This window comes from Melioribacteraceae bacterium, assembly GCA_019638015.1.
GTDB lineage: Bacteria > Bacteroidota > Ignavibacteria > Ignavibacteriales > Melioribacteraceae > JAHBUP01.
In genome coordinates this window covers 3851714-3866132 of record JAHBUP010000001.1, presented here as the reverse complement: position 1 = coordinate 3866132, position 14419 = coordinate 3851714, and the positions used below count along the sequence as shown (strand labels likewise).

General features: G+C 35.8%; 7 protein-coding genes. 6 read left to right on the top strand and 1 reads right to left on the bottom strand.

What is annotated here, in order from left to right; translation table 11 throughout:
* Window positions 1-14 precede the first annotated feature (14 nt).
* Window positions 15-4331, bottom strand: coding sequence for a T9SS type A sorting domain-containing protein (locus KF816_16535; GenBank protein ID MBX3009632.1), 4317 nt, complete (start codon window positions 4329-4331; stop codon window positions 15-17).
* Between the two features lie 329 nt (window positions 4332-4660).
* Between KF816_16535 and KF816_16530 the strand changes: the two genes are divergently transcribed.
* The 6 genes from KF816_16530 (at window position 4661) to KF816_16505 (ending at window position 14412) form a co-directional block, all read left to right on the top strand.
* Entirely contained in the window at window positions 4661-5986 is a 1326-nt protein-coding gene (locus KF816_16530) for an insulinase family protein (GenBank protein ID MBX3009631.1), read from the top strand.
* Between the two features lie 38 nt (window positions 5987-6024).
* Window positions 6025-8100: an insulinase family protein gene (locus KF816_16525; GenBank protein MBX3009630.1), complete on the top strand. Its 2076-nt coding sequence runs from the start codon at window positions 6025-6027 to the stop codon at window positions 8098-8100.
* Window positions 8101-8259: 159 nt separating this feature from the next.
* Window positions 8260-8883, top strand: a complete 624-nt coding sequence (locus KF816_16520; protein MBX3009629.1) for a TetR/AcrR family transcriptional regulator — start codon at window positions 8260-8262, stop codon at window positions 8881-8883.
* The gene (locus KF816_16515; protein MBX3009628.1) at window positions 8880-10208 is read left to right on the top strand and encodes a TolC family protein; all 1329 of its coding nucleotides are present in this window, start codon (window positions 8880-8882) and stop codon (window positions 10206-10208) included. Before KF816_16520 ends, KF816_16515 begins: the two co-directional genes overlap by 4 nt.
* An 11-nt stretch (window positions 10209-10219) precedes the next feature.
* Window positions 10220-11278, top strand: a complete 1059-nt coding sequence (locus tag KF816_16510) for an efflux RND transporter periplasmic adaptor subunit (protein ID MBX3009627.1) — start codon at window positions 10220-10222, stop codon at window positions 11276-11278.
* A 20-nt stretch (window positions 11279-11298) separates the two neighbouring features.
* Window positions 11299-14412: an efflux RND transporter permease subunit gene (locus tag KF816_16505; protein MBX3009626.1), complete on the top strand. Its 3114-nt coding sequence runs from the start codon at window positions 11299-11301 to the stop codon at window positions 14410-14412.
* The last annotated feature ends 7 nt before the right edge of the window (window positions 14413-14419 follow it).

Sequence of the window (14419 nt, the reverse complement as noted above, 5' to 3'; positions counted from 1 at the left end):
AAAATAATTCACTTCTATTTTAACAAAGTCAGCTTTTTAACTATAACATAATTACCGGCTTGCAATCTGTATAGATAAACGCCGCTTGCTAAATTTTTTGCATTAAATAAAACCTCGTATCTACCAGGCTGCTTTAGTTCATTAACTAAAGTTGCAACTTCCGCTCCCAGTATATTATAGATCTTTAAAGAAACTTGAACGCTGCCACCTTGTTGATTATCATTTACTCCTAAGGGAATTGCGTATTGAATTGTAGTTTCAGGGTTAAACGGGTTGGGGAAGTTTTGATAAAGCACAAAATTACTTGGGAGCTCAACTTCATCCGGAACATCCGTTATTATTTCCTTAATATCCTTTGGCTCCTTCTCAGAATTACCAACTTGATCCTCTGAAAGTACATAGAATTTATAATGATTATTACTGGTAATAGGAATTTGTGCGCTATTCTTTTCAGTTATTGCCACGGTAGTATATGGGCCTTCTCCCGCAGACATATAAACCACAGATTTTTTAATGCCTGATCCGTTGCTGTCATTTGTCTCCCAAACTAAATTCACTTTATTACCAGCAATTTGTTCTATAAAAGTTACATTAGTCTGAGGCGGATCAAGATCTAAAGTATTCACATACAAGTTTGTAGTTATTGGTTTATTTACATCAAAGGTAATAGTAGCACGGTTGCTAATTACCGTACCGGTCGGCAAAAATTCTTTTGGTTTAACTGTAAATCGAACCCAGCCTTCTCCTTCAGGGGAAGTATGGTTTGGAGGTAATTCAATTCCAACAAAATCCCAAGTAAGAATATTTCCATTTCGTGTAGCTGTTCCCATTGAATGACTCATTGGTCCAAATTGAACAGAATTAACATCAAACACATTTTGATCTAGTGTATCAACAACTAAAACTCTGTATGCCGGAGCGGCTGCTTCTTTTTTATTTTCAAAGAAAATTGTATATGTCATTGGTGCACTCACAGCCATAAATCCATTTTCACCGAATCCATCCGGACCCTCTTTTTCGTTAGGATCCCAGGATGTAACTTTTGTCAATTCTTTTTCTTGTTTATCGAAGTTACCATTGACATAATCTTTCATTCCTCTAAAAGTATTTCCCATGCAATCGAAAATATCCTGTGCTAAGAATACCGGCCACGCCACAGCTCTGCCGGTTTTTTCTACAACTTCCTCCGCCGCTTTTTTTGCGATACCTTTAACTCCATTTTCAACAGTAACCGCCTTGTTAACACTATTGCTCAAAGCTTTTTTGGAAGCATCGAGAAGTGATTCATCGTGTCTAACCGGTCTCCACATTTCATAACATCCTTCAACAACTGTATTGGAAACAAACTCAGATAGTACAGCGCCTGCTGTCCACAAGAATACGCTAGTAAGTGTAATTAATTCGGTTGATTTATTTATTGTTGGTGAAGCGGAACAGATAATATCGAAATTTCGAACTTCGAATGGAGCTAATGGTTCACCAACCAGGATGACTTCATCTTTAAATCCATTATAATTCAGCGAATCGATAGGAATTGTTACCTGCTCCCCGGTCAATATATTTTTGGTTATTAATGATTCGATATGCACCCCTTGATTCGTAGTGAGTAGTATTCCGAATCTATCCGTTGGAAAACGATTGTTATTCCAATAAGTAATAGTGAATCTATTAGGAGGGAAAAATGGGGGATTACCAATTCGAACCTGGTTTCTTCCGGTTAACGCGTGTGAAATAGAAACCGTGTTAGTTACAAAACCAGAACTGAGTATTATATCTCCATATCCATCAGGTATAGGAACATTTTGCGTTCCTATTGTTATTTTATTTTCTGCTAAATCTCTTGTTGTATTTACAGGATTTGATATTTTCTTCCAAGTAACCCCATTATCCTTTGAATGATATGCTTCAAGAAATTCCTCACTGTTTCCGGCTAGCTGGTTTTCATCATAATATAAGGTTACAGAATAGGGATTTATGTTTTTAGTTCCCTTTACACTCCACCAAGATTTAACCGATGATGATACTGTGGGATGAGAGCGGTTTTTATGGTGGACTAATGTTAGAGAATCTACCTCTCCTCTATTATAAAGTTGTAAGGATGCCCGTACCTGACCATCTAAATCAAACAATCCGTTGGAGTAAATTTGTCTAGTTAGAGAATATTCACCTTCGTTGGAGATAAAAGAATTCTCCCAATAATTATATCCTTTCTCAACTTTTAATTGACTGCCAGGAGGCACATATAGATCAACACCGTATCGTAGTGTTAAGCCTCGGAGAGCATTAAGAATACCATCCACAATTACTCTTCCACCATTTTCAGTTTTATGAATGTTCAAATCACTATTTATTATTCCTCTTATATGTCTGTCTGTTCCATTAGTTGAAAGAACAATTGACCTAATTTGTGTTTTTCCAAATCCATAATAATTTCCTCCAATTAATTGGAGCGTAATTCCCCCATAGCCCGGCGTAGTTTGAAATGTACCATAATTTTTGATGCTACCATTCATCGTCAATGTTCTACCAGCACTTGCTTCATCTGAAAGAATTTTCCCCTCTGCAATTGTCATATTTCCACTAAATGTAACAGAACCAATTCTCATATTTCCGGTTCCACTTAAAGTATAATCACCCGCTAAACTGGAATTAAATCTTCCGGTGATATCTATTTCTCCATTAGAATTAATAACTCCGCCGTAAATATGATTTCCAGATTCAAGATCAACTTTTGATAATTTAGTGAACTTAAAATTCCCCATAACTAGTTCATCGCTCGAAAAATCTATTGTACTTGTCGAATCAAAAACTAAATCACTTGAAGCATTAATTTTACCATTCGGATTTTTCCAAACACTTGTACAACTGAACTTCTTAGTTCCGCCTATAGTTTGTTCATCATTACCAATAAACTGAAGACGGCTACTAAATATTCCATGATTTAAAATATTACCCTCGGCTCTAATCGTTAACCCACCCTGATTCTCTCCATTCCTAATGGTGCCATTATTAATCAAATTTCCTTTCAGAGTTATTTCTCTTCCGGCGCAGCACTCTTCTTCTATTATTTTTTCTGATGAAACTGTCATTGTGCCAAATATTTCATTACTGCCGGTAAATCGCATAGGTCTATTGCCAACCAAGGTAAAATTTCCATCTAAGTTTGATCCCATTCTACCGCTAATATCTATTTGACCGTTTGAAAAAATCTTTCCTCCGTAGATAAGCTCATCCGCATTTATATTAGCCCGGCATATTTTAGTTAATTTATAAGAACCCATATCGAGAATATCATCTCGAATATCAATAGTGGTTGTTGAATCAAAAGTGATATTACTTTGAGCATTTATTTTACCATTGGGTAATTTCCAAATGGTGAGATTACTAAAAATTTGTGTTCCCGAAATAGTCTGATTATCCCCTCCGGTAAATACCAGTCTCGATGTGAACACACCATTGTTTGAAACATTCCCCTCAACCTCAACTGTAAGTCCCCCTTGATTTGGGGCGTTCCGTATTGTGCCATTATTTACAATATTTCCTTTCACATAAATTGTTCTTCCTGCGCAGCATTCATCCTCAACAATTTTTCCTGCACCAACAACTAAATTACTCTCAATAATATTTCCTCCTGTAAAGCGCATTGGTCTGTTGCCAACCAATGTAAAATTACCATTGAGATTAGAGCCGAATCTTCCGCTAATATCAAGTTCCCCATTCGATAAAACCGTACCGCCGGTTATCATTTCACCGGCCTCAATATTTGCCCTGCACAATTTTGTTAGTTTGTAGCTCCCCATGTTCAGAACGTCATAATTCAAATGCACAGTGGTAACTGAATCAATAACAATATTTGATTGAGCGATAATATTACCATCAGGACTTTTATCAATTCTGTTTACCTTTATTAACTGATTACTGGTGATATTCTGATCGCCGCTACCACTGAACCAAATTCCATTACTTTCGAGTGTACCGTAATTAAACAGACTACCTTCTATACTAAGTGTAACGCCCGCATGACCCGGAGTTGTAAAAACCCGCCCATTATTAGTCAGATTACCTTTTATTGTTAATGTTCGTCCTGCGCTTGGCTCATCTGTTATTGAGCCGGCGGTGTTAATAGTTAAATTATTACAAGTGTGATTACTAATAACAATAGGACCGTTAATAACTACATCATTATTCTGATTAGGTACTGTACCCCCAACCCAAGTAGCGGCAGTATTCCAATGGCCTCCGTTAGTTGTTGATGTGATTGTTTGGCTAATTATTTTTGATGAGGAGGAGAGGAGAGTTAAAGTTAGTAGTAACAAAACAACTTTTTTCATATAACCTCCAAAAGTCATATTCTGTATTTGTTGTAAATTCAACTTAAGATAATGAGATACCTATGTCAAGAAATAATTTATTTGGAATAATTAGCTGTGTTATACTTAACAGTTAATTAATTACCGGGAATGAATGAAAAAACATAAATAAAACTTTTAATTGAAGAACAAAGTTTAGCCTTCAACAAATAATTGTTCGTAAACAATTTTATTCTGTGAACAACCCGGGTTTTATTTCGTCTAACAAATGGTTTTCTTTTAAATTTTATTTATATTTTTGGTAATCAAACCCCGCGAATAATAGTTAACAATAATTAGGAGCATTATTAATGAAGAGAAATCTATTTTTATTCACTTTATTAGCTTTTTCATTTGTCGTGACTGCTCAGTCCCGAAAAATTGAGTACACACAATATGCATTAGCTAACGGTATTAATGTAATATTACACAAAGACAACACTACGCCAATAGTGGCAGTAACAATGACTTTTCATGTCGGTTCAAAAGATGAAAAAGCGGATAGAACAGGATTCGCTCATTTTTTTGAACATCTAATGTTTGAAGGGTCCGCAAATATTCCCCGCGGTCAATATGATAAAATATCTCAGGGCGCAGGTGGGCAAAATAACGCCAGCACTTCTTTTGATAAAACTTTCTACTATCAAATTTTACCTTCAAATCAACTTGAACTTGGGTTATGGATGGAATCGGAAAGATTACTTCACTTAAAAATTGATAGCATTGGAGTTGAAACACAACGAAAAGTGGTTAAAGAAGAAAGAAAGCAACGTTACGATAATCAGCCTTACGGTTCATTAATCGAAGAAACATTTAAACGCGCTTATAAAGAATACCCATACAAATGGACACCTATCGGATCTGCTCAATATATTGATCAGGCTACTATTAGTGAATTTATGGATTTTTACAAACACTTTTATGTACCGCAAAATGTTACTCTTTCTATAGCAGGCGATATTGATATCGAATCAACTAAAAAATTAATTGATAAATATTTTGCTGATATACCAAAAGGTCAGCATGAAATTAAAAGAATTACAGTAAAAGAACCACCACTAGGTGGAGAAGTGAGAGACATAGTTTATGATAACATTCAATTGCCGCTAGTTCTTCATGCTTATAGAATGCCGGAACAGGGAACCCAAGATTATTATGCACTAAATATGCTTGCTAAATTATTAGCTGGGGGACAAAGCTCGCGCCTATACAAATCAATAGTTGATAAACAACAAAAAGCTGTAAATATTGGCTCAATCCCACTCGCTCTTGAAGGACCAGGATTATTTATTGTTTATGGAATAACAAATGTTGGAGTAACCGCGGAAGATTTAGAAAAAGCAATTGAAGCAGAACTAACTACAGCCAAAACTAACATGATAAGTGATAGCGAATTTCAAAAATTAAAAAATCAAACTGAAGCAGAATTTGTAAATAAAAACAGCACAGTCCTTGGTATTGCAAATAGTCTTGCTGATTATCATGTCTATTATGGTGACGCGAATTTGATTAACACGGAAATTAGCAGATACATGAAAGTTACAAGAGATGATATTAAACGGGTGGCAAACCAATATTTTACCGCAGATAACAGAGTTGCTTTAACTTATCTGCCTAAGGCGATGAAAAAAGATTAATAAGCAAGATTAATTAGAAAGAATAATTGGAGATAAAAATGAAAAGTAAAGTTTTAGTATTAATGTTGATCTTGTTTGTTTCGGGAATTTCGTTCGCGCAGTTAGACCGTTCGAAACAACCGGCTCCCGGCCCAGCACCCGAAATAAAAATTGCAGATTCAGAAAATTTTACATTAAAAAACGGATTAAAAGTTTTTGTTGTTAGAAACACAAAACTTCCGAGAGTTGCATTCAATTTGGTCATCGATCGTGATCCAATACTTGAGGGAGAGAATGCAGGTTATGTAGAAATCGCAGGACAATTACTAAGGACAGGAACAAAGACCAGAACAAAAGACAAACTTGATGAGGAGATTGATTTTATTGGGGCAAATCTATCTACATCGTCAACCGGTGTATACGCGGCATCACTAAAAAAACATGTTAATAAGCTATTAGAATTAATGTCGGATGTAGTGCTTAACTCAAACTTTAAGCAGGAAGAATTAGATAAAATTCAGAAGCAAACACTTTCGGGGCTTGCGGCCGCTAAGGATGATCCGAGCGCGATAGCAACTAGAGTTCGAGATGTTTTATTTTTTGGTAAAGATCATCCATACGGAGAAGCAACAACAGAGCAAACTGTAAAAACAATCAACCTTGAAATAGCAAAAAAATATGTTGATGATTATTTCCGTCCTAATGCCGCTTATTTAGCAATTGTTGGTGATATAACAAAAGCTGAAGCACAAAAACTTACTGAAAAATATTTTGGGAAATGGAAATCAAAAGAAATACCAAAAAGTACTTTCTCTGCACCTAAGTCCCCTGTTGTTAATAAAGTTTGTTTGGTCGATCGTCCGGCTTCAGTTCAATCCGTACTTACTATCGGATATCCGGTCGAACTCAAAAAGGGAAGCGAAGATGTTATTAAGGCTTCTATGTTGAATATGATATTAGGCGGTTCATTTTCTTCGAGATTGAACCAAAACTTGAGAGAGAAAAATGGATATACTTATGGGGCGCGTTCTGCAATAGCATCTGATAAATATATCGGACATTTCGAAGCATCTACTACGGTAAGAAATTCGGTTACAGACAGCGCGATTACAGAAATGTTAAATGAGATCAAAAAAATTAGAACAGAAAAAATTGAGGATGCTGAACTGCAATCAACCAAAAATTATATGACGGGAAATTTTGCCCGCGCTTTGGAAAGTCCACAAACCATAGCAAATTTCGCAATCGATATTGAGCGTTATCAACTGCCAAAAGATTATTATAAAAACTATCTTAAAAATTTGAATGCTGTTACTAGTGATGATCTGTTAGCAACAGCAAAAAAATATGTAAAACCAAATAATAGTTATGTGTTGGTGGTTGGTAATGGCGAAGAAATAGCAAAAAACATCGCCAAGTTTTCTTTAAGCAATAAAGTTGAATATTATGATATCTACGGCGAGAAGTATGATCCTTCTGTAAAAAAAGTACCCGAAGGAATTACCGCAGTTTCTGTTATTGATAAATATGTTGAAGCCATCGGTGGTAAAGAAAACGTTTCTAAAATTACAGATCAAACATTCAAATTTTCAGGCTCGGTACAGGGAATGACAATAACCGTAACAATGGCTAAGAAAGCTCCAAACAAATTTTATCAATTAGTTGATTTTGGTGTTGGTCAACAAAAAACTGTATTTAACGGGGAAAAGGGAATAGCAAGTGGTATGGGGCAGGAAGTAGAATTAACCGGTGCACAACTAGAAGCAATGAAAGTAGAAGCACCTCTTCATCCCTATTTTGAGTATGAAAAAATGGGAATCAAAGTTGAACTTGCCGGTATTGAATCAATTGAAGGAAAAGATGCTTACAACTTGACTATTACGGCTCCATCAGGAAAAAAATCAACGCAATATTATGATATTGAAAGTGGACTTATGGTTAGGACAATTACAACCGCGGAGACACCACAGGGTAGTTTCTCATCAACAATTGATATGAGTGATTACAAAGAGGTTGCCGGTGTAAAATTCCCGCATAGATTAAATCAGAGTACTCCAATGGGTTCCATTGAACTTACAGCAACGAGTATTGAGGTTAATACTAACCTTCCCGATTCGATGTTTGAGATAAAGTAATATTCTCAAATTATTAAACTTTATAAAGACCGCTATCTACTAGATTGCGGTCTTTTTTTTTTGTAAATACTTTAGTGATGGAAACGATTTAAACAAATATTGTTTCCAAAGGAACTTTTCGTTATAACTCCTGGTTTTGAAATATTATTTGAAATGGTTATGAAAACAGAAACTGAAATTAGAATACTTGAAAAAGCAAAAGAGTTATTTGAGCAATTTGGTTATTCAAAAGTAACAATGGAAGAAATTGCACTGTCTTTGGCAATCAGCAAAAAAACTCTATATAAGAATTTTAGCAATAAGGATCATATACTAAAGGAAATCATTCTAAAGCAAAAATGTGAAGCGGGCGATTTTATAGAAAAGTTGATAGTTGATGATTCAATTGACTTTGTTACTAAATTAAAAAAACTGATGAATTATATGGCCCAACTTTCAGAAAAAATGCAAAACCCAATGATACAGGACCTTCATAAAATCAATCATAACATGTGGTTAGAAATTCAAGATTTTAGAAAAAATAAAGCGATAAAAAATTTTTCTGAATTACTTAAAAATGGAATTGACGATGGAGTATTTAGAGATGACATTGATCCACAAGTATTAGTCCCGGCATATTTAGCCGCAGTGCACTCAGTTTCCAACCCATCATTTTTGAGCACTATTCCTTTAACCGCCGAACAAGTATATAAGGAAGTTGCAAAACTTTTTTTTGAAGGATTGTTTACTAAAGAGGGTAGAAAAAAATATAAGAATATTGAAAAGAAGGAGTTAAATAAATGAGCAGATTGCTAAATCATTTCCCCTTTGTGTTATTGCTGCTATTATCATTTAATTATATGAATGCTCAATCAAATTTAGAATTATCGGTTGACCAAGCGATCCAACTTGCGCTAAAAAATAGCAAGAGTCTAAATTCATCACTAATGAAAGTTAGAGGAGCGGAGGCCAAAGCTTCGGAAGCTAATACATTAAGTTTGCCATCTGTAAAGTTATCGGCCGCCTACAGAAGAATAAGTGAAGTGGATCCATTTACTATATCCACTCCCTTTGGAAATTTTGATATCGCCCCGGTAATTCTGGATAATTATTCGGCACAGCTTTCACTAACACAGCCTTTGTTTACCGGTTCAAGGATTAGCAGTGGAATTGAAATTGCTGAGTATTCAGCCGTTGCCGCCAATGAAGAATATATTAAGGATAAAGCTGAATTAGTATTTAGTGTACGTAATGCTTATTGGTCACTTTATAAGTCGGCTCAATTGAAAAAGGTATTCGACGAAACTTTAGAGATGGTTAAGGCTCATCTTGAGGATGCTAAAAATTTAGAGAAGGCGGGATTTCTAACGCGAAATGATATTCTTCGATTCGAAGTGCAGTATTCAGACGCAAAATTCAAACAAGCTGAAGCTGAAAATGCTCTCCAGATTTCTAGAGTATATCTAAACTCAATTGTAGGTATTCCATTGAATTCTTTAATTGAGACTAAATCAGAAATTAATTTATCCATTATAGAATCTGAAGAACTCACAAAATTGATAAATGAGGCATCAGAAAAAAGACCGGAATTGAAAGCCGCGTCATTAAGAGTTAGAGCGAGTGAATCTGCGGTTACAATGGCCAAATCATCCTGGTATCCTCAAATTGGAATGTTCGCGAACTTCTATTACAGTAAACCAAATCAAAGAATTTTTCCCGCACAAAATAAATTTAATGATACCTGGGACGCTGGGGTAAGTTTGAATATTAATGTTTGGGATTGGCTCTCAACCTCGTACCAAACTCAACAAGCCGAGGCACAATATTCTCAAGCTAACGACGCGGTCTGGATTATAAAAGATGCAATTACTCTTGAAGTTACTCAAAATTATCTTACTCTTAATCAATCGAAAAAGAAAATTGAATTAGCCGCACAAAGTGTTGAACAAGCCGAAGAAAACTTGAGAGTTACTAGCAGTAAATTTAAAAATGGTTTGGCAACATCATCCGATTTAATTGATGCTGAAACATCTCTTACTAACGCTAAATTTAATTACACGGTCTCATTAGTAGATTATGAATTGTCAAAAGCAAAATTAGATAAATCATTAGCAAAAGAAGTCTTATAAAGGAGTTTTAAATGAAAAAGTGGAAACTAATAATTCCAGTTGTTTCGCTAATTGCAATAATAGTATTAATACTTGTTTATAATAAATCAAAACTATCCACCCAGAAACGAGGTGGGGTAGAGCAGATATTTTACGTTAAAGTTGAAAAAGCGCAAAAGAAGATTTTGACCGAAACTATTTCGCTTACGGGTACAGTAACCGCAAACAATGATGTAAATATAATATCGGAAACGAGCGGACGGGTTACCGCTGTTTACGCCAATGTTGGAGATTACAAACCAGCAGGTTCTATTTTGGCGCAGGTTGATGATGAGTTAAAACGGGCAGCTTTTATAAGTGCTGAAACAAATTACAATAAAGCAAAAAAAGATTTGGAACGCTTCCTTCAATTATATGATCAAAAATCAGCGAGTGATTCACAGCTGGATCAGATTAAACTTGCGGCGGCAGTTGCTGAATCGCAGTACATTGTAGCTCGCAGACAATTAGAAGATACCAAAATTAAAACGCCGATTTCAGGTTATATAACCGCCCGTTACATTGATGTTGGTTCTATGGTTCAAGGCGCACCACAGCAAACATTAATCGCAAACGTTGTTGATATATCGAGATTAAAAATAAAAGTAAATGTTGCAGAAAAAGACGCGGTAACTCTTAAGCCTGGTGATAATGTTTCGGTAATGGTTGATGTTTTTCCAAAAGAAAAATTTGTTGGTAAAGTTGATTGGATTAGTTCTAAAGGAGATGATGCTCACACTTTTCCTGTTGAAATAAGTATTAAGAATGAGAGTGGCAGAAAATTGAAAGCCGGATTATTTGCGCGGGTCGAGTTTTCAAATCTCAAAAATCAAGAAGAGTTAGTTATCCCACGCGAAGCTCTAATTGGCAGCGCAAGAAATCCAAAAGTATATGTAGTTAATAATGGAATCGCCTATTTAAAACCATTAGTTATTTCTGGAATAATTGGAAATTACATACGGGTAATAGATGGAATTAAAGAGGGGGATGCAGTAGTTACAAACGGGCAAAGCAACCTATCAGATAAAACTGAAGTGAATATTCTTAATTAGTTTATAAAAAGGAAATTAGTATGACCATTACCGAACTATCGATTAAGCGACCTTCGTTGATAATAATAATTTTTGCCGCTCTGATAGCTGTTGGATTATTCAGCTATCAAACTTTGAAGTATGAATTACTGCCTCGGTTTTCTCCTCCAATTATAACAATCTCTACAATTTATCCAGGAGCTTCTCCATCAGAAGTTGAAACTGGAGTGAGCAAGGTAATTGAGGATGCTGTTTCGGGTATGGATAAAGTGAATGAAGTCCGCTCCACATCAATGGAAGGATTTTCGCTAGTTATTATTGAATTATCTTTATCGGCCAAGACAGATATTTCATTACAGGACGCGCAAAGAAAAATTGGCGAAGTAATAAATCAGCTCCCCACGAATGCGGAAACTCCGATAGTTTCAAAATTTGCTTTCGATGAAATTCCCGTATTGCGAATGGGTGTATCTGCCGATGTTGATTCGCGGGAATTATATCAATTCGTAAAAGATAAGATTCAACCTTCACTATCCCGGGTTGCGGGAGTAGGTCAAATTGCGATGATTGGCGGTGAGGAAAGAGAGATTAAAATTAATCTTGATATGCAGAAACTGAAAGCTTATGGAATTTCAATTCTGCAAATAACAAACGCAATAAAATCGGCAAATTTAGATTTCCCAACCGGTAGAATTAAGGATAGCCAAAATCAATTTATTGTAAGAATTGCCGGAAAAATTGAATCGATCGAAGAGCTTAAGAATTTATCAGTTGGACAATCGAGGCAAGGGGGAGAAATTAAACTTTCGGACATAGCAGAAGTTGAAGATGGAATTAAGGAAGGTACGAACATCACAAGAATTAATTTTAGAAATACGATTGGTTTGAATCTACAAAAACAATCTGATGCAAATGCGGTTGAAGTTGCGGACTTGGTTAAAAAGGAAATTGCAAGTTTGGAATCCCGATATGCAAACATAAACTTATCATTCGATATTGCGCAGGATGCTTCTCTATTTACAATTGAGGCGGCTGATGCGGTTAAAAAAGATTTGGCTATTGCGGTTATACTTGTAGCAATTGTAATGTTAATGTTTTTACACAGCTTTCGAAATTCGATAATAATTCTTGTAGCTATACCCTCCTCCTTAATTTCAACATTTATTGGAATATGGGCATTTGATTATACTCTTAATCTTATGACACTGCTCGGGCTTTCACTAGTGGTGGGAATATTGGTTGATGATTCTATAGTTGTATTGGAAAATATATATCACCATCTCGAAAAGGGAGAAGAAAAAAGAGCAGCCGCTCTTCGGGGTAGAAATGAAATAGGATTCGCTGCGCTCGCAATAACTCTGGTTGACGTGGCGGTATTCCTCCCACTTGCTCTTACGGGGGGAATTATAGGAAATATTATGAGGCAGTTCGCGATGGTAGTAGTTATTTCAACTCTCATGAGTTTAGTTGTATCTTTTACAATTACTCCAATGTTGGCGTCCCGATTTGCAAAGGTTGAAAGATTAACTTCAAAAACTATCTTGGGCAGATTTGCACTTTGGTTCGAAAAGAAATTTAAGGAGTTTACCGAGTATTACATCGAATTGTTGAAATGGAGTTTTGTTAATAGAGGTAAAGTAGCTATTGGAACATTAGTATTATTTTTTAGTTCGTTTACTCTGTTCCCATTGGGTTTAATAGGATTTGAGTTTATTTCACAAACGGATAGAGGTGAATTTGCGGTTACTTTGGAAATGCCTCCCGGAACCCCTCTCGAAAAGACTAATAAAATTTCGCAAGAGGTTGAACAAATGATTGGCTCGCTTCCCGAAGTTAAAAAGATTTATGCTAATGTTGGAGCATCAAACGAAGGATTAATTGGGTTTGCGAATTCCAACGCAACAGAAATTACAGTGTTCTTAATTCCCTCCGATGAGCGGTCGAAAACCACCGATGAAATAGGCGATGAAATAAAAATTATGGTGCAAAAAATTCCGGGATTAAAAACGAGAGTGAATCCCATCGGATTGTTTGGTGTAGCAAACCAAACTCCAATTCAATTAGTTGTAAGTGGACCAAATTATGATGATGTAGTAAAAGCCGCAAAAGAGGTAATCGATTCAGTAAAAACAATTCCAGGTACTGCGGACGTAAGATTATCTGCTGAAGAGGGAAATCCAGAAACAAGAATTACTGTCGACAGAAAAAAACTGCTAACACTGGGGTTAACGCTTGCTGAAGTTGGAACGGCACTAAGAGTTGCACTCACCGGAGACGATGATTCAAAATTACGGGAGGATAATACAGAGTACCCAATCCGAATAGTGCTTGATCAAATTGACCGCTCAAAAACTGATCAACTTGAGAATATGACTTTTTTGAATAGAAAAGGGCAAACTATTTATCTCAAACAATTTGCTGATATTGAGCTAGCTACCGGACCAACAAAATTATCACGCCAATCCAGAAATTCAAGTGTTACTGTTTACTCCCAGGCTGTAGGGAGAGCATCGGGTAATATTGCACAGGATATTGATAAAAAACTTAGCGGACTAAAATTTCCAGCTGGAATTACATTTACCTATGAAGGAGATATTAAAAATCAGCAACAATCATTCGGTGATCTTGGATTGGCGCTATTAGCAGGCATATTATTTACATATATGATTATGGTGGCATTATATAATTCGTTCGTTTATCCATTTGTAATATTATTCTCGATTCCTTTGGCACTTATCGGTGCATTTGTAGCACTGGCTCTAACTATGAAATCATTATCAATCTTTTCAATACTTGGCATTATTATGCTGGTTGGATTGGTTGGCAAAAATGCTATACTTCTTGTTGATAGAGCAAACGCTATGAGGGAACAGGGGGAAGGGGTAATGGAAGCGTTAATTGATGCGGGCAGAATGAGAATTCGACCAATTTTTATGACGACACTTACAATGATATTTGGAATGCTTCCAATTGCTCTTTCTCAAAGTTCGGGATCCGAATGGAAAACCGGACTGGGCTGGGCACTAATTGGAGGATTAACAAGTTCTCTATTTCTAACATTAATTGTTGTTCCGCTTGTATACATTAAAGTAGAAGAATTACGTGTATATTTCTCAAGTAAATTTGGGTGGTTAATAAAAAAGGTATTTGAATAATTATATG

Coding starts and splice junctions, on each gene's coding strand:
- KF816_16535 (MBX3009632.1), bottom strand. CDS start 4,331: ATGAAAAAAGTTGTTTTGTTACTACTAACTTTAACTCTCCTCTCCTCC.
- KF816_16530 (MBX3009631.1), top strand. CDS start 4,661: ATGAAGAGAAATCTATTTTTATTCACTTTATTAGCTTTTTCATTTGTC.
- KF816_16525 (MBX3009630.1), top strand. CDS start 6,025: ATGAAAAGTAAAGTTTTAGTATTAATGTTGATCTTGTTTGTTTCGGGA.
- KF816_16520 (MBX3009629.1), top strand. CDS start 8,260: ATGAAAACAGAAACTGAAATTAGAATACTTGAAAAAGCAAAAGAGTTA.
- KF816_16515 (MBX3009628.1), top strand. CDS start 8,880: ATGAGCAGATTGCTAAATCATTTCCCCTTTGTGTTATTGCTGCTATTA.
- KF816_16510 (MBX3009627.1), top strand. CDS start 10,220: ATGAAAAAGTGGAAACTAATAATTCCAGTTGTTTCGCTAATTGCAATA.
- KF816_16505 (MBX3009626.1), top strand. CDS start 11,299: ATGACCATTACCGAACTATCGATTAAGCGACCTTCGTTGATAATAATA.